Origin of the sequence: Streptomyces sp. NPDC058045, assembly GCF_042885635.1 — a bacterium.
Classification (GTDB): Bacteria; Actinomycetota; Actinomycetes; order Streptomycetales; family Streptomycetaceae; genus Streptomyces.
The window spans coordinates 37,014-53,727 of the sequence record NZ_JBHVRR010000018.1; the positions used below are offsets into that span (position 1 = coordinate 37,014).

General features: G+C 70.0%; 14 protein-coding genes. 4 read left to right on the plus strand and 10 right to left on the minus strand.

Annotation, left to right across the window (positions count from 1 at the left end; translation table 11 throughout):
* The first annotated feature begins 242 nt into the window (after positions 1-242).
* Positions 243-479 (plus strand): hypothetical protein, encoded by a 237-nt coding sequence (locus tag ACFVST_RS13900; RefSeq protein WP_390150234.1) that lies wholly within the window; start codon positions 243-245, stop codon positions 477-479.
* Between the two features lie 167 nt (positions 480-646).
* On the opposite strand, the gene ACFVST_RS13905 is transcribed toward ACFVST_RS13900, so the two are convergent.
* The gene (locus tag ACFVST_RS13905; RefSeq protein WP_390150237.1) at positions 647-1,822 is read right to left on the minus strand and encodes a citrate synthase; all 1,176 of its coding nucleotides are present in this window, start codon (positions 1,820-1,822) and stop codon (positions 647-649) included.
* A gap of 120 nt (positions 1,823-1,942) precedes the next feature.
* On the opposite strand from ACFVST_RS13905, the gene ACFVST_RS13910 reads away from it, so the two are divergent.
* The gene (locus tag ACFVST_RS13910) at positions 1,943-3,244 is read left to right on the plus strand and encodes a citrate synthase (protein ID WP_390150240.1); all 1,302 of its coding nucleotides are present in this window, start codon (positions 1,943-1,945) and stop codon (positions 3,242-3,244) included.
* A 93-nt stretch (positions 3,245-3,337) separates the two neighbouring features.
* Entirely contained in the window at positions 3,338-5,098 is a 1,761-nt protein-coding gene (locus tag ACFVST_RS13915; protein ID WP_390150242.1) for an ATP-binding protein, read from the plus strand.
* Between the two features lie 59 nt (positions 5,099-5,157).
* Here ACFVST_RS13915 and ACFVST_RS13920 read toward each other — a convergent pair whose 3' ends face one another.
* The 6 genes from ACFVST_RS13920 to ACFVST_RS13945 form a co-directional block, all read right to left on the minus strand.
* Positions 5,158-6,753 carry a cation acetate symporter gene (locus tag ACFVST_RS13920; RefSeq protein ID WP_390150245.1) on the minus strand — a complete coding sequence of 532 codons (1,596 nt, stop codon included), beginning with the start codon at positions 6,751-6,753 and terminating at the stop codon, positions 5,158-5,160.
* Complete coding sequence (locus ACFVST_RS13925) at positions 6,750-7,226, minus strand: DUF485 domain-containing protein (RefSeq protein WP_390150248.1); 477 nt, start codon at positions 7,224-7,226, stop codon at positions 6,750-6,752. The genes ACFVST_RS13920 and ACFVST_RS13925 overlap by 4 nt, the downstream gene beginning before the upstream one ends.
* 94 nt (positions 7,227-7,320) lie before the next feature.
* The gene (locus tag ACFVST_RS13930) at positions 7,321-8,037 is read right to left on the minus strand and encodes a response regulator (RefSeq protein WP_390150251.1); all 717 of its coding nucleotides are present in this window, start codon (positions 8,035-8,037) and stop codon (positions 7,321-7,323) included.
* Positions 8,034-9,185 (minus strand): sensor histidine kinase, encoded by a 1,152-nt coding sequence (locus tag ACFVST_RS13935; protein ID WP_390150254.1) that lies wholly within the window; start codon positions 9,183-9,185, stop codon positions 8,034-8,036. Before ACFVST_RS13935 ends, ACFVST_RS13930 begins: the two co-directional genes overlap by 4 nt.
* The gene (locus ACFVST_RS13940) at positions 9,182-9,706 is read right to left on the minus strand and encodes a DUF1453 domain-containing protein (RefSeq protein WP_390150257.1); all 525 of its coding nucleotides are present in this window, start codon (positions 9,704-9,706) and stop codon (positions 9,182-9,184) included. The genes ACFVST_RS13935 and ACFVST_RS13940 overlap by 4 nt, the downstream gene beginning before the upstream one ends.
* 164 nt (positions 9,707-9,870) lie before the next feature.
* Positions 9,871-11,994, minus strand: a complete 2,124-nt coding sequence (locus ACFVST_RS13945) for a type IIA DNA topoisomerase subunit B (RefSeq protein ID WP_390150259.1) — start codon at positions 11,992-11,994, stop codon at positions 9,871-9,873.
* A 451-nt stretch (positions 11,995-12,445) separates the two neighbouring features.
* Here ACFVST_RS13945 and ACFVST_RS13950 point away from each other — a divergent pair, with 451 nt between their 5' ends.
* Positions 12,446-12,676 carry a hypothetical protein gene (locus tag ACFVST_RS13950; protein WP_390150262.1) on the plus strand — a complete coding sequence of 77 codons (231 nt, stop codon included), beginning with the start codon at positions 12,446-12,448 and terminating at the stop codon, positions 12,674-12,676.
* Between the two features lie 115 nt (positions 12,677-12,791).
* Here ACFVST_RS13950 and ACFVST_RS13955 read toward each other — a convergent pair whose 3' ends face one another.
* From ACFVST_RS13955 to ACFVST_RS13965, 3 genes are all read right to left on the minus strand, one after another.
* A complete protein-coding gene (locus ACFVST_RS13955; protein WP_390150264.1) occupies positions 12,792-13,625 on the minus strand; it encodes a serine protease in 834 nt (277 codons plus the stop codon).
* 148 nt (positions 13,626-13,773) lie between these two features.
* Positions 13,774-15,321 (minus strand): RNA polymerase sigma factor, encoded by a 1,548-nt coding sequence (locus ACFVST_RS13960; RefSeq protein ID WP_390150267.1) that lies wholly within the window; start codon positions 15,319-15,321, stop codon positions 13,774-13,776.
* 487 nt (positions 15,322-15,808) lie between these two features.
* Positions 15,809-16,699, minus strand: coding sequence for a FadR/GntR family transcriptional regulator (locus ACFVST_RS13965; protein WP_390150270.1), 891 nt, complete (start codon positions 16,697-16,699; stop codon positions 15,809-15,811).
* Between the last annotated feature and the right edge of the window lie 15 nt (positions 16,700-16,714).

Sequence of the window (16,714 nt, forward strand, 5' to 3'; positions counted from 1 at the left end):
CGACCTCGACGGCCGCTCGGAGGGTTGGCGCGAACGGGCCTGCGGAGTGGCCGTGTTCGCGTGGTGGCTTGTCCGCGCTGCACGGTTTCCCTACTGTAGGCGCGCGCGAGCGTTACCCGGCATGAGCCTTTCTGAAACGTCTGAACCATGCCGATATCGGCCGGGCTCCACATCTGGCCGATATTTCTGTCGTGCACGCAGAAATACCCTCCGTCCCGCCTCTTGAGAGTGGAACACCTCCCTTGAAGATCGTGCGCCGTATCGGTGCCTCTCCGCAGCAGCGGGGAAGCATTTCCGGGCAGTCCTGCCCGGACGTATTCGAACTCAGCGACGGAAACTTCGCCGTCATCGGCACCGAGGCGACCGCGGTGCTGGAGCAGGAACTCCCCCCGGACGCATCCCGCGCCGACTACGAGCGCATCGTCGTCGTCAGCCGCGAGACCCTGGTGCGCGCGAAGGCCGACATCCCCGACGCCTGACCGCCGAAGCTCTCCCGGCGGAGCGAGCGGCATCCCGCCTCCGCCGTGCCCCACCGGCGACACCCCGCCGGCCATACGACTTTCCCGGGCCCGAAGCCGCCACCCGGCGGCCTCGGGCCCAGCGGCGTCCCCGGCCCCGCCGAACCGCCCGAACACGGGTTTCCCGGTCAGCCGACCGTCGGCACCGGCTCCGGGGCGGGCGGTCCGACATAGCGGGCGGCCGGGCGGATGATCTTTGAATCGGCAGCCTGCTCAAGGATGTTGGCGCTCCAGCCGACGACCCGAGCGGCCGCGAAGGTCGGCGTGAACATGGTCCGCGGCAGCCCGCACAGCTCCATCACCACACCCGCGTAGAACTCGACATTGGTGTGGAGTTCGCGCCCCGGTTTCAGTTCGGCGAGGATCGCCTCCACCCGGCCCTCCACCTGGATGGCGAAGTCGACAAGTGGACCGCCGAAGCTCTCCGCGATACCCCGGAGCATGTGTGAACGCGGGTCCTCGGTGCGGTAGACGGGGTGGCCGAAGCCCATGATGCGCTCCCCCGCCAGCACTCGTTCCCGTATCCACGGGTCGATGCGGTCCGGTGTGCCGATGGCGTCGAGGGTGTCCAGGGCGCGGCTCGGCGCACCGCCGTGCAGCGGCCCGGAGAGCGCGCCCACCGCGCCGACCAGGCAGGCCGCGGTGTCGGCACCGGTGGAGGCGATGACACGGGCGGTGAAGGTGGAGGCGTTGAAACCGTGGTCGACGGTGGAGATCAGATACTGCTCCACCGCGCGCACCCGCTCCGGCTCCGGTTCACAACCGCCCAGCATGTAGAGGTAGTTGGCCGCACAGGACAGATCGGCACGCGGCGCGACCGGCTCCTGCCCGGCGGCCAGCCGATGCAGCGCGGTCAGCAGCGTCGGTACGACGGCGGCCACGGCCAGGGCGTCCTCCCGGCGCTGGTCGGGGTCGAGATCGTAGAGCGGCCGGAAGCCGCGCGCGGCACCGAAGAGGGAGAGCGCCGAGCGCAGCCCCGCGAGCGGCCCGGATCCGGCACCGGCCCCGGCGAGAGCGGGCAGGGCCGCCGCGACCGGTTCGGGCAGCACACGCAGGGCCGCGGTACGGGCGGCGAAGGCTGCGGACTCCGCGGCGTCGGGCAGCCACCCGTAGATCATCAGATGCCAGACGTCCTCAAAGCTGCGGGTCTGCGCGAGCTCCACCGCGGAGAACTGGCGGTAGTGGTAGAAGCCCTCCCGTCCCCGCACATCTCCCAGTGCGGTGTCGGTGACGACCACACCGGCCAGCCCCCTGGGCACGGCGACCGACGCGGGGGCGGGGGACGTGATCCCGTTGTTCGGCATATGTTCCTCCCTGGGCTTCATTCGACTATCAATCCTTGACTCAATCAATGTCAATCTTGATTGAGGTGGACGGCAATCAATGAATAGAGAGGTCCATGCAGAGCCGGATACGGTGGGCCCATGACGGATCAGGACCCGGCCGCCGAGCCGATGGACCGACTCAGCACCAGGGAAGCCGCCGAACTGCTCGGCGTGAAGCCGGAGACCGTGTACGCCTACGTCAGCCGAGGTCAACTGGCCAGCCACCGCACACCCGGCACCCGCGGCAGCACCTTCGACGCCACCGAGGTCGCCGCCCTCGCCCGCCGTAATCGCCGCGAGCAGACCACCCCCCAGAGCCCCGGCGAGCTGTCCATCCGCACCCGCATCACCCTCATCGAGGGCGACCGCTACTACTTCCGCGGTGTGGACGCCGTAGAGCTGGCCTCCCGGTACTCGTACGAGGAGGTCGCCGAGTGGCTCTGGACCGGTGAGTTGCACCCCGGGATCCGGTTCACGGCACCGGCGGAACCACTCGCCGCGGCACGCCGGGCGGTCGCCGCGCTGCCCGCGCTGAGCGGCCCCACCGACCGGCTGCGCGTGGCCGCCGTGGCAGCCGCCACCGCCGACCCCCTCCGCTTCGACCTCTCCGAACCGGCCGTACTCTCCACCGCACGCGCCCTCATCCCGACCCTGGTCGCGGCCCTGCCCCTGGCCAAGACCCAGGCCGGTCACCAAGAGCCCGAAGCGGACGAACAGCGGGAGGAGGGCGGCGTGCCCACGCTCGCCCTCAGACTGTGGCCCCGGCTGACCAGGCGGCCCGCCGAGGAGCAGCCCCTGAAGATCCTCGACCGCGCCCTCGCCCTGCTCGTCGACCACGATCTCGCCGCCTCCACCCTCGCGGTCCGCGTCGCCGCCTCCGCCCGCGCCCATCCGTACGCGGCACTCTCCGCCGGACTCGGAGTGCTGGAGGGCCCCCTGCACGGGGCGGCCAGCGGACTCGCCCACCGGATGCTGCGGGACGTAGTGGACCAGGGCGGCGCCGCCCCCGTGGTCGCCGGTGAACTCCGCGCGGGCCGCCGCATCCCCGGCCTCGGCCACCGGCTCTACACCGGTGAAGACCCGCGCGCCACCGCCCTCTTCGCCCTCCTGGAACGGCTCCCGGAAGCCGCCGACGCTCTGGCGGCCGCCCGCGATGTCCAGGCGACGGCCGCCCGGCACACCGATCTGCACGCCAATGTCGACCTGGCGCTGGCCGTGCTGTCGGTGAGCACCGGAATGCCCGCCACCGGCGGCGAGACCCTCTTCGCCGTAGCCCGTACCGCCGGCTGGATCGCCCACACCCTGGAGGAGTACACGGAACGCCCCCTGCGGATGCGGCCCGTCGGCCGATACACCGGCCCGCGCCCGCCGCAGCCGCTGCCGTCTCCGACCCGCTCCTGAGCAGACCGGCGGAAGCAGGCGCTCCACAGGGGAAAGTGACTTGCCTCACACAGGCTACGGACCGCCGGGCGCGCCCCCGTACCGTTCCTGTCCATGAGCCCCACGCCCACCCCCCGCAGGCTGCGACTGGGGCTGCCCCGGCGGGCCTTCTCGCAGATCCTGCTGATGCAACTGGCCATCGCGGCCGGTGTCGTGGTGCTCGCCACCGGCCTCTTCCTCGCGCCGCTCAGCCACCAGCTCGACGATCAGGCCATGCGGCGCGCCCTCGCCATCGCCGAGACCACCGCCGCCCAACCCCGGCTCGCGGAGGAACTGATCAGCACCCGGGCCACCCCCGACGGTCCCGTTCAGGCCGAGGCGGAACGCATCCGCCATGCCAGTCACGCCGAGTACATCGTCATCATGGACACCCGAGGCATCCGCTGGTCGCACACCGACCCGCGGCGCATCGGCCACCGCGTGTCCACCGACCCCAGCACTCCGCTCTCCGGCCGGGAGGTCATGGAGATCGACAGCGGCACCCTCGGCCGCTCCGCCCGCGGCAAGGTCCCCCTGCTCGACAAGAACGGCACCCTGGTCGGCGCGGTCTCCGTCGGCATCAAGTACGACAGCGTCCGGGCCCGGCTGATGCACGCCATCCCCGGCCTCTTCGCCTACGCCGGCGGGGCGTTGGCGGTCGGTGCTCTGGGTGCCTATCTGATCTCCCGGCGGGTCCAGCGGCAGACCCGTGACCTGGCCTTCTCCGATATCTCCGCACTGCTCGCCGAACGCGAGGCCATGCTGCACAGCATCCGCGAAGGCGTGGTGGCACTCGACCGCCACGGCCGGATCCGGTTGCTCAACGACGAGGCGCAGCGCCTGCTGGGGCTCGGCACCGAGGCCGTCGGCCACCCTCTGGACGAGGCCCTCGGCCCCGGACGCACCACCGATGTGCTGTCCGGCCGGGTCACCGGCACCGATCTGCTCACCGTGCGCGGCGAGCGCGTGCTCGTCGCCAACCGGATGCCGACCGACGACCAGGGCGCCGTGGCCACCCTCCGCGACCGCACCGAACTGGAGCAGCTCGGCCGCGAACTCGACGCCACCCGCAGCCTCATCGACGCCCTCCGCGCCCAGGACCACGAACACGCCAACCGTATGCACACCCTGCTCGGCCTCCTCGAACTGGAGATGTACGAGGAGGCGGCGGAGTTCGTGGGCGAGGTGGCCGGCACCCACCGGATCACCGCGGAACAGGTCACCGAGCGCGTCTGCGACCCCATGCTCGCGGCCCTGCTCGTCGGCAAGGCGACCGTCGCCGCGGAGCGCGGGGTCCGCCTCACCGTCTCCGAGGACAGCTCACTGCCGGGACGTCTGGTGGACGCCGGCGGCCTGGTCACCGTCGTCGGCAACCTGGTCGACAACGCCCTGGACGCCACCGCCGGCACCCCCGATGCGCAGGTCGTGATCAGCCTGCGGACGGGGGAACGCACGGTGGTCCTCCGGGTCGCCGACTCCGGTCCCGGGGTGCCGGAGGAACACCGGGAGGCGGTCTTCGCGGACGGCTGGTCCACCAAGGAACCCCCGGCCCACGGCCGTCGCGGCATCGGCCTCGCCCTGGTACGGCGCTTCGCCGAGCGGCACGGCGGCAGCACCCGCATCGGCTCGGCACCGGGCGGCGGCGCCGAGTTCACCGTGATCCTGCCGGAGGCGCTGGCCGCACCGGGCGGGGACGGTACCGAGGGCGGAGAGGAGGGGTTGGAGCGAATTGCCGGCTGCGGGGAGGGAGTTGGGCCCGGCGCGGCGGGTGGGACCGGCACCGCAGGTGGTGCGTCCGGTGGCGCGGATGCGGTGCGGCCGGCCGTGGAGACATGACGCTCGGTGCCCTCGCCGGGGGCCGCCCTGCCAGGCCCGGGCGTGTACGTCCGGACCCTTCAGACCGCCCCGGCCCCTGTCAGTGCTCGCACCTCCGTCTCGGCGTACTTGGCGGGATCTGCGCGCTCCCTTGAAGTGACCGTGCCGAGCCACCCGGCGAGGAAGCCGAGCGGGATGGAGACCAGCCCCGGGTTCTCCAACGGGAACAGCCGGATGTCCAACCCCGGGAAGAGCGAGGCCTCGCCGCCGGAGAAGACCGGCGAGACGACCACCAGCACCAGGGCCGGCACCAGTCCCCCGTACACCGACCAGAGCGCTCCGCGAGTGGTGAACCGGCGCCAGAACAGCGAGTACAGCAGCACCGGCAGATTGGCCGAGGCTGCGACAGCGAAGGCCAGCCCCACCAGGAACGCCACGTTCAAGTCGCGCGCGAGCAGGCCGAGACCGATCGCCACCACGCCCACCACCACCGCGGCCACCCGCGCCACCGCCACCTCGTGCCCCGGGCCGCCGCCGCGCGCACGCCGCACCGTCGCATAGAGATCGTGCGCCACCGAGGCCGAGGAGGCCAGGGTGATCCCGGCGACCACCGCCAGGATCGTGGCGAACGCGACCGCAGCCACCACCGCGAACAGCACGGTGCCGCCCGCCGAGTCCGGTCCGCCGCCCAGATCCAGCGCAAGCAGCGGTACCGCGGTATTGCCCGCCGGTTGCGATGCGCGCACCGTGCCGGTGCCGACGACCGCAGCGGCCCCGAAACCCAGGACGATCGTCATCAGGTAGAAACCGCCGATCAGCCCGATCGACCACACCACGGAACGGCGCGCCGCCCGCGCCGTGGGCACCGTGTAGAAGCGCGACAGGATGTGCGGCAGCCCGGCCGTCCCCAGCACCAGTGCCAACCCCAGGCTGATGAAGTCGAACCGCGCCGTCCACCCACCTCCGTACCGCAGCCCCGGAGCCAGGAAGTCGTCTCCATGACCGCTGCGCCGGGCCGCCGAGCGCAGCAACCCGTCGATGTCCCCGTGGAATCGGGCCAGTACGAGGACGGTGAGGGTGATCGCCCCGGCGAGGAGCAGGACCGCCTTGACGATCTGGATCCAGGTGGTGGCCCGCATCCCGCCCAGCGCCACATAGACCACCATCAGCGCGCCGACCCCGATCACCGTCCAGGTCCGCGCGGCACCCCCGGTACCGCCGAGCAGCAGCCCCACCAGGCTGCCCGCCCCGACCATCTGCGCCACCAGATACAGCACGGACACCGTCACCGAGGAGACCCCGGACGCGATCCGCACCGGCCGCTCCCGCACCCTGGCGGTCAGTACGTCGGCCAGGGTGAACCGGCCGACGTTGCGCACCAGTTCAGCCACCAGGAACAGCACCACGAGCCAGGCGACGAAGAAGCCCACCGAGTACAGCAGGCCGTCGTAGCCGAACAGCGCGATCAGCCCGGAGATGCCGAGGAACGACGCAGCCGACATGTAGTCCCCCGCGATCGCGAAACCGTTCTCCATTGGGGAGAACAGCCGCCCGCCCGCGTAGAACTCCTCGGCGGAGCCCTGCCGTCGCCGGCTCACCCAGGTGGTGATCGCCAGGGTGACGGCGACGAACACGCCGAACAGCACCAGCGCCAGCGTCTGATGGTCCCCTCTCAACGCTCCACCCCCCGCGTCATCTCCTGGGTGTCCCACCGCAGTTCGAGTGCGTCCCGGTCCCGCCGCAGCCGGGCGTGCCGGGCATAGGCCCAGGTCAGCAGAAACGTGGTGACGAACTGCCCGAGCCCCGCCAGCATCGCCACGTTCACCGAGCCCACCACCTGACGGCGCATCAACTCCGGTGCCGTGGTGGCCGCCACGACATAGGCGAAGTACCAGACGAGGAAGATCGCCACCGCGGGGATCACGAAGTGGAAGTACCGCGACCGCACTTCCCGGAACGCCGGACTGGCTTGGACATCGAGATAGACGTCTCCCGTGCCCCTCGGGTCCGTAGGCCCTTCCTGCGCCGGGATTCCTCCCTGGGTGCCTTCTTGAGGTGTGCCCTCGGCGGTTGCTGCTGGGGACTGCTCCCCAGGCCGGGGATCATCGATCCGGACCGCGCTCGTTTCGAGCCCGTCGTGCTTGTCCACCGGAATCTCCTTGTTCCACGGCCTCGTTCGGCCTGTGCCCAAGGATGGACAGAACGGGAAGATCCCGGATCTCTCTCCCTTCCTGTTCACCCCATCAGGTGACCGGCCTCTCCGGCGGTTTCGCCAGTCCGTGGGAATAGGCGTAACGCAGCGCCTGAGCACGGTCCTTGAGCCCTGTCTTGGCGAAGAGATTGTTGATGTGGGTCTTCACCGTGGCCTGCGAGACCTGGAGTCTTCGAGCGATCTGCTGGTTCGTCAGCCCGTCCGCGATCAGGACCAGAACCTCCACCTCACGGCCGGTCAACCCGTCCGGGGGCGAAGCTTCCACCGGTGCCGGCTCCTGCTCCGACAGCCGCTCCAGCAGACGCCGTTGGATACTCGGCGACAGCCCCGCATCCCCGGACAGCACACTGTGAACCGCCCGTACGATCTCCTCCCCGTCCGCGTCCTTGGTGAGATAGCCCCGTGCACCCGCCCGGATCGCCGGGAAGAGCGAGTCGTCATCGGCGAAGGTCGTAAGCACCACCACCTGCGTCCCCGGGTACTGGGCCCGGATCCGCCGTGTCGCCTCCGCACCGTCGCAGCGCGGCATCCTCAGATCCATCAGCACCACATCGGGCGCCAACTCCGCGACCAACCGCAGCGCTTCCTCACCGTCACCTCCGGACCCGACCACCTCGATCCCCGGCAGCAGCCCCAGCAGCATCACGATTCCCTCGCGCACCACGGTCTGGTCGTCCACCACGACTACCCGCGCGGTCCGCCCGGCCGTCGCCTCCTGCCCCGCTCCAGCGGCCTGGTCAGCCGTCATACCGGCACCTTCAACGTCACCGCGAACCCCTCCTCGTACGGTCCTGCCTCAAGCGTCCCGCCGAGCAGTTCGGCGCGCTCCCGCATACCGCGCAGACCGTACCCGGCTCCGGAGACCGCGAGTTCGCCCGGCGATCCCCCCGTATCCCTGACATCCAGGACGAGTTCGTCCCCGGCGTACTCCAGGCGCATCGCGACCTTGGCCCCGGGCGCGTGCTTGCGGACATTGGTCAACGCCTCCTGGGCGACCCGGCGTACGGCCTGCGAGGCCTCTGCGGAGACCTGGCGGCGCTCGCCCTCGACCGTGACCGCCGCACCCGAGGTGACGGCCACCAACTCCTCCAGGAAGTCCTCCACGGGGGAGATCTCCCCTCGCAACGCGCTCAGGGCCTGCCGGGTCTCGGCCAGGCCGTCCCGCGCCATCCCTCTGGCCGCGACCACCCGTTCCCGGATCTGCTCCAGATCCCCGCTCCGCTCGATGAGCAGGCGCGCCGCCTCCAGATGCACCAGCTGCGCAGAGAGGCTGTGCGCCAGTACGTCGTGGATCTCCCGTGCGATACGGGCCCGTTCGGCGAGAGCGGCGGACTCCGCCTCCGCCTTGCGCGCCGCACGTTCCTGGGTGAGGAGCCGTTGTGCGGTGCCCCGTGCCTCGGCGTCGAGGCGCAGCACACAGCCCGCGAGTGCGAGGCCGCCGGTGGTGACCGCGGTGGTCAGCCAACTGTCCTGATTGACCACCGCATAGGCGCCCAGCCCCACCGCCATCACCGGCAGGGCAGCCATCACCGGCATACGTTCCAGGGCGGCGACGGCCGCGGCACCCCACAGCACCAGGGCAGCGGTTCTGAAGCTGGCCGCATGGGCCACCTGCGCCAGCACAAGCAGAGCGGCCAGACAAGTCAGCGCAGGAAGCAGACGGTTGGCGACAGTCGCCCGCCAGTACCCGTAAGCCAGAGCCCCGGAGACGAGAATCGCCAGCGCTACGACACCGTAGCCCCACCACGGCAGCTCACGGTGGGTGAAGATGCCCCACACCAACACACCGCAGAGCAGGATCCTGATCGCCCGGCTGAAGATCCGGCGAGGTCTGGTCATATCCTCCCAGGCGAGCGCCTCCGGCGAAGGCCAGCTCATGAAGGAATGGGACGTCACAATCGGTCCTTCCTCAGCAGCAGCAACTCACGATCACCGTAGGTCGTCGCAGCGGCGGATATCTCCGGGAGAAGCTGAGCCCGCCATAGCAACACGGCCTTGCGGACCAGCAGCGACACCGCCAGCGCCAGCAGCAGCGCCCCTGTCCCCTGGTGCACGCCGACCAACAGCCCCAGTCCGAGGAGGCCGAGACGAAGCAGGATGCCCAGCACCCAGGCGGCGGCCGTGGCTCGAGTGCCACGTACCCACGTAGTGCCCTCTTCGTCCTGCCAGAGCTTGCTGGTGAAGGCCCAGGCCGCGCCCATCCCTATGCCGACGGCCACCTCGGCGCACAGGAGTGCCATCGACACCACCTGGTGGTGCGGATCGACAAGGCCGCCCCCGTGGACGGAGAGGGCCGCGAGCACTGCCGGTCCGACCCACCAGCGTGGTTCGGAACCGAGCTGCTGCGGCCTGATCTGCCGCGACACGATCAGGGCGACGACAAGAACGGTCGCCAGAACGTCGACGAGCGTGGACATCAGGCCTCCGAAGCCTCCGGAATGGAATCTCGACGTCTACGAAGTTACGGAGATCCGCAGTTCAGGAGATCGGAGCACGGGTGGATCAAGGGTGGATTGTCTTCTCCACCCTGGGGTGGAGAAGACAATCCGAGGGCCGTGGAGACCCCGACGGGACGCCGAGCTCAGGCGTCGATGCGGGAGCGGTCCAGGGTGGCGGCGGAGCCGGTGATGAACTCCCGCCGCGGCGCGACCTCGTTGCCCATGAGCAGGTCGAAGACGGATTCCGCCGCGTCCAGGTCCGAGATGTTCACCCGGCGCAGGGTGCGGTGGCGCGGATCCATGGTGGTCTCCGCGAGCTGGTCGGCGTCCATTTCACCGAGGCCCTTGTAGCGCTGGATGGAGTCCTTGTAGCGGACGTTCTTCCGCTGGAACTCCAGCAAGGTCTCCCGCAGTTCACGGTCCGAGTAGGTGTAGACGTACCGGTCCTGGCCCTTCTTCGGCTGCACCAGCTCGATGCGGTGCAGCGGTGGCACGGCGGCGAAGACCCGCCCCGCCTCGACCATCGGCCGCATATAGCGCTGGAAGAGGGTCAGCAGCAGGCACCTGATGTGCGCGCCGTCCACATCGGCGTCCACGAGCAGGATGATCTTTCCGTAGCGGGCGGCGTCGATGTCGAAGGTGCGGCCCGACCCTGCTCCTATGACCTGGATGATCGCGCCGCACTCGACGTTCTTCAGCATGTCCGAGACAGACGACTTCTGGACGTTGAGAATCTTGCCCCGGATCGGCAGCAGGGCCTGGAACTCGGAGTTCCGCGCCAGCTTCGCGGTGCCGAGGGCCGAGTCGCCCTCCACGATGAACAACTCGCTGCGGTCCACGTCGTCGCTGCGGCAGTCGGCCAGCTTCGCCGGCAGCGAGGAAGTCTCCAGCGCCGTCTTCCTGCGCTGCGCCTCCTTGTGCTGGCGGGCCGCCACCCGGGTACGGGCCGCGGCCACCGCCTTCTCCAGCACCGCGCGGGCCTGGGCCTTGGCGTCCCGCTTGGTGGAGGTCAGGAAGGCCTTCAACTCCCGGGCGACGACCGCGGAGACGATCCGGTTGGCGGCCGAGGTGCCCAGCACTTCCTTGGTCTGGCCCTCGAACTGCGGCTCCGCGAGCCGCACCGTGACCACCGCCGTCAGCCCCTCCAGGGCGTCGTCCTTGACGATGTCGTCCTCGGCGACCCGCAGCAGCTTGGCGGCGCGCAGCACCTCGTTCACCGTGCGGGTGAGGGAGCGCTCGAAACCGGTGACGTGCGTTCCACCCTTGGGGGTGGCGATGATGTTGACGAAAGACCTGATGGTGGTGTCGTAACCGGTGCCCCACCGCAGTGCGATGTCCACACTCAGGTCCCGGCTGACCTCGGTGGGCGTCATCTGCCCGTCCTCGTCCAGCACCGGCACCGTCTCCTTGAAGGTGCCCTGGCCGGTGAGGCGGAGCACGTCGCAGACGGCCTTGTCGGCGGCGAGGAACTCGCAGAACTCGCTGATGCCCCCGTCGAAGCGGAAGGACTCCTCGCCCTTGCTGCCGCCGTCACCGAGGCCCAGCTCGTCCCGGACCACGATGGTGAGGCCCGGCACCAGAAAAGCGGTCTGCCGGGCGCGCTGGTGCAGGTTCTCCAGGGAGAGCTTGGCGTCCCTCAGGAAGATCTGCCGGTCCGCCCAGTACCGCACCCGGGTGCCGCGGCGGCTCTTGGGGATCTTCTTCGTCCTGCGCAGACCGGTACCGGACTCGAAGGAGCCGTCAGGGCCGGACCCGGCAAAGATGCCGGGCACGCCGCGGCGGAAGCTGACGGTGTGCGTGTGGCCGCCGAGATCCACCTCCACGTCGAGCCGCGCGGAGAGCGCGTTCACCACGGAGGCGCCCACACCGTGCAGACCACCGGAGGCCGCGTAGGCACCGCCGCCGAACTTGCCGCCGGCGTGCAGCTTCGTCATCACGACCTCGACGCCGGAGAGCCCCGTCTTGGGCTCCACGTCGACCGGGATACCGCGGCCGTTGTCCCGCACCTCCACGGAGCCGTCGTCGTGCAGCACGACCTCGATGCGGTCGCAGTAGCCGCCGAGGGCCTCGTCGACGGAGTTGTCGATGATCTCCCACAGGCAGTGCATCAGGCCCCGGCTGTCGGTGGACCCGATGTACATGCCAGGCCGTTTGCGTACTGCTTCCAGCCCCTCCAGGACGAGCAGGTGCCGCGCGGTGTAGTTGGAACCGTCCCGGTCTGCTCCGGTCAGCAGTGCTGTGGACGGCACGGACGTCTCGGCGGTCACGCGGGTTCGCTCCTCGCTGAATTTCTGATGGGCCCGTTCTGGGCAGGAGGCCTTCGTCGGTCCCCGCTCAGAGGGTACAGAGGCCTGGTAGAGCGGTTGTCACGCCACCCTCGCCCAAACCTCACCCTAGTCCAAGATCCAGGATTTTCGCTTACCTGTTCGATAACTCGGCCGGGTGACGTGCACATCACGTTCCCTTCGAGGCATGAACCATTTAGGCTCCGGGCACGTCCTTCATCACAACCGGCAACCCAGCCGGGAGGACTGAACCGGCAAATCGCGCGAACCCGTACGACACGAAGAAACGCACTACGGCACATTCGCCGCCACCCGGCAGCAGCCGGCCGCCCCGGAGAGAAATCTTCGAGGAAAGGCCCCGAGCGGGAACGTTTTGGGCCTGGTTGGATGTTGACCCTGGTACGACAGCTCGTCGAGCTAGAGAAGAGGCGACGTGACTACTGTTCTGACCCCCGCGAGCCCGCTGACGGCCGCTGACCGCTGCGACCGCTGCGGCGCCCAGGCATATCTGCGCGTCGTCCTGTTGAGCGGCGGTGAACTGCTCTTCTGTGCCCACCACGGGCGCAAGTTCGAGCCGGAACTCAAGAAGATCGCCGCTGAGATACAGGACGAGACCGAACGGCTCACGGCCGTACCGGCCTCTGCCGACGAAGAAGAGCGCTGACACTTCGCATCCACGACGAGCGAAAGCGGCGTAGGCCGTCGACGGCGGCCGTCCCACACCCGGGGCGGCCGCCGTCGTTGTGCCCGGCCGCAGGGTTCCACGGCCGGGTCCGCCGTCAGTTCCGGGTGGCGTCGCGCTCCAGGACAACCGCCACCCTGGCGTACACACCCGGTCGACCGGGCTGTGCGCATCCGCCACCCCAGGACACCAGGCCGATCAGCTTCCCCTCGGCGACCAGCGGTCCACCGCTGTCTCCCTGGCAGGCGTCCCTGCCGCCCCGGCTCTCCCCCGCGCAGAGCATCCCGGCTGCCCGATAGCGTCCCGAGCCGCCGCCTCCCGGGTAGGCGCGGGCGCACACGGAGTCCGGCAGCACCCGCACCTCGGCCGCCCGCAGGCTCCGGACATTGCCGCCGCCCTCGATGGCGTCGCCCCAGCCGTAGACCGTGGCCGGGGTACCCGGCCGGTAGGCCCGGTCACCGGCCGAGGCGACCGGCAGCACATGTGCCGCCGGCAGGGCTTCGGTCAGGGTGAGCGTGGCCAGGTCGTCCTCGTAGGAGCGCTCCCGGTAGTGCGGTGCGATGCGCACGGACCGTACCGGGATCTCCCGGCCGGTCCGGGCGCGCAGGTCCTCCCGGCCCGAGATCACGGCAAGATCGTGCACCCGGGTCCGCGGCACTCCGAGGGTGGTTCGGGAGAGGCAGTGCGCGGCGGTCAGCACTGTGTGCCGGCCCACGACGACGCCGCCGCAGAACTGGCCCGAGCGGGTGTCCCCGAACCGGTCACGACTGGCCAGGGCGACCACCCACGGCGCGGCGGCGGCCTGGACGGGATGACCGCCGACGACGGTGCCGAGGGCAGTGGCCGGGGTGGGCAGGAGGGCGGGCAGGAGAGCCGAGGCCGCCAGGGCCGCGGTGATCCCGGCGCGGGTCCGGGAGATGGGTCGGTGCACATGGGCTCCTCACTCCGAGGGTCACCGGCCCCACCACAGTGGATCATCAGGCTCCGCCCCGCACCCGGAAAGGTGCACGCTGCACACACACGTGAGCGGCCCGGCTCCCTCTCGGGTGCCGGGCCGCTCAGCGCGGTGGACCGCGTTTCTAGTCCAGGTAGTCGCGCAGGACCTGGGAGCGCGAGGGGTGGCGCAGCTTCGACATCGTCTTGGACTCGATCTGGCGGATCCGCTCACGGGTCACGCCGTAGACCTTGCCGATCTCGTCGAGCGTCTTCGGCTGGCCGTCGGTGAGGCCGAACCGCATGGAGACCACACCGGCCTCGCGCTCGGACAGGGTGTCCAGCACCGAGTGCAGCTGTTCCTGGAGGAGCGTGAAGCTGACGGCGTCGGCGGGGACGACCGCTTCGGAGTCCTCGATCAGGTCGCCGAACTCGCTGTCGCCGTCCTCACCGAGCGGTGTGTGCAGCGAGATGGGCTCGCGGCCGTACTTCTGGACCTCGATGACCTTCTCGGGGGTCATGTCGAGTTCCTTGGCCAGCTCCTCCGGGGTGGGCTCGCGGCCCAGGTCCTGGAGCATCTGGCGCTGGACGCGGGCCAGCTTGTTGATGACCTCAACCATGTGCACCGGGATGCGGATGGTGCGCGCCTGGTCGGCCATGGCGCGGGTGATGGCCTGGCGGATCCACCACGTCGCGTAGGTCGAGAACTTGTAGCCCTTGGTGTAGTCGAACTTCTCGACGGCGCGGATCAGGCCGAGGTTGCCCTCCTGGATGAGGTCCAGGAAGAGCATTCCGCGCCCGGTGTAGCGCTTGGCGAGCGAGACGACGAGGCGGAGGTTCGCCTCCAGCAGGTGGTTCTTCGCGCGGCGGCCGTCCTCGGCGATGATCTCCAACTCGCGCTTCAGCTTGGGCGCGAGCTTGTCCGCGTTGGCCAGCTTGTCCTCGGCGAACAGACCCGCCTCGATGCGCTTGGCCAGCTCGACCTCCTGCTCGGCGTTGAGCAGGGGGACCTTGCCGATCTGCTTCAGGTAGTCCTTGACCGGGTCGGCGGTGGCACCCGCGGCGGCGACCTGCTGGGCGGGGGCGTCGTCCTCGTCCTCGTCGGACAGGACGAAGCCCTGGCTGCCTTCCTCGGCCGGCTCCTCGCCACCCGCCTTGGCGGCCGCCGGGGTCTCCTCGGGAGTCTCCTCGTCGAGGATCTCGTCGGCGTCCTTCTTGGCGGCGGTCTTCTTCGCGGCCGTCTTCTTGGCCGCGGTCTTCTTCGCGGTGGCCTTCTTCGCCGTCGTCTTCTTCGCTGCGGCCTTCTTCACGGGCGCCGCCTCCTCGGCGGGAGCCTCTGCGGCGACGGGCTCCGGCGCGACGGCGGGGGCGGTGGCCTTGGCAGGCGCGGCCGCCTTGGCCGCCACCGTCTTGGTGGCGGTGCGCTTGGCCGGACTCTTCGCTGCGACGCTCTTTCGGGTGCGCTTGGGCTCCGCGGCACTGACCATCAGCGTCACACCCTCTTCCTCAAGGATCTGATTGAGGCTGCGCAGTACGTTCTTCCACTGAGTGGCCGGAATCTGGTCAGCTTCAAAGGCCCGACGCACGTCGTCGCCGGCGATCTGCCCCTCTGCCTTTCCCCGCTCGATGAGCGCCATGACAGAGACGGATTCGGCAATCTCCGGCGGGAGCGTACGGGATGTGCTGGCCGACACGAACAACCTCTCGGAACGTTGATTAACGGCTTCCGGCTCCGTCCACGGAGGACCGGAGCCGACGTCCTCCGGCTGGGGATGGGCCGACGACGCGGGCGGGGCCGGGGAGTGGGACAGCGCCGGAATCGGCGGCTGTATTCCCTCCTCGACTGTCACCTCTTAGGTCATCGCGCTGCCCCGGTGAGCGTTACGCCCAATCCGCGTGGCCCGAGTCACACCCCGTAATCAGTCAAAGATGAATAAATCATCTCAAGGCCGGTCGCAGCCGGACGTGAACCGCCGCTTCTCAGTCACGGTGGCGACGGGCCCGGCCAAGGAATCGCAGCATCCGACCATCAGACCGTCGCATCCGATCACCGAGCGGATCGGCTCAGGCCCGCGCTGGGAGACTGCGACCCCGGCACGGCAACCCTGGTTGCGGAGAGTCACCGGGTGCTCGCCCGGGCCACCGCTCCAGGGCCACCGTGCCGGGCCCGGCCACCACCTGTCAGTGCTCGCGCGGGGCGGGCACGACCTTCTCCACCTCGGGGTGCACGGTGAGCAACTGCCGCATGGCGGCCTCCGCGGCGGGCCCGTCCCCGGCGGCCAGCGCTTCCGCGATCCGCGAGTGGTGGGCGAGAGAGGACTCACCCGGCCGGTCGCAGCCGGTGGCCGGTCCACCGGAGACCTGCAGGGCCGCCGCGACGATGCCCGACAGGTGCTCCAACATGCGGTTGCCCGCGACCTGGATCAGCAGGGAGTGGAACTCGGCATCGGCCCGCGAGAACGTCATCGCATCGCCCTGGCCGAGCGCATGGCCCATGATCTCGACCATGTCGGTGAGGCGCTGCTGCACATCCTCATGACCGTGCCCGGCGGCAAGCCGCGCGGCCAGCGGCTCGATCGTCCAGCGGAGTTCGCTCAACTCCCGGCGCTGGTCGTCGCGCTGGGGCCCGAACGCGCGCCATTCGATGATGTCCGGATCCAGCAGGTTCCAGTCGCTGACCGGTCGCACCCGAGTCCCCACGTTGGGACGGGCGCTCACCAGGCCCTTGGCCTCCAGTACGCGAAGCGACTCGCGTACGACGGTGCGGGAGACCTCGAATCGGTGGCCGATCTCCTCCGGTACCAGCGGCCGGTCGGCACCGAGGTCGCCGGAGACGATCATCTGGCCGAGCTGCTGGACGAGTTGGCCGTGCAGGCCACGGCCGCGACTGCCTGCGGCCCGCCGTCCCACCCGGCCCAGTTCGCTGTCTGTGCTTTCCCAGGCGGGCGGTCCGACCCGGTCGGCGCCGGGCGCCTCCGGGTAGGGGTAGCGGTTGAGTTCGCCCGATCCGACGAGGCCGGAGTCGGTGGAGCGGGCGGTGGTCGTCATGGTGGTGTGCGCAAGGGTACTCACGGATCTTTTGTCGGC

Coding starts and splice junctions, on each gene's coding strand:
- ACFVST_RS13905 (WP_390150237.1), bottom strand. CDS start 1,822: ATGCCGAACAACGGGATCACGTCCCCCGCCCCCGCGTCGGTCGCCGTG.
- ACFVST_RS13930 (WP_390150251.1), bottom strand. CDS start 8,037: ATGACGGCTGACCAGGCCGCTGGAGCGGGGCAGGAGGCGACGGCCGGG.
- ACFVST_RS13910 (WP_390150240.1), top strand. CDS start 1,943: ATGACGGATCAGGACCCGGCCGCCGAGCCGATGGACCGACTCAGCACC.
- ACFVST_RS13915 (WP_390150242.1), top strand. CDS start 3,338: ATGAGCCCCACGCCCACCCCCCGCAGGCTGCGACTGGGGCTGCCCCGG.
- ACFVST_RS13940 (WP_390150257.1), bottom strand. CDS start 9,706: ATGTCCACGCTCGTCGACGTTCTGGCGACCGTTCTTGTCGTCGCCCTG.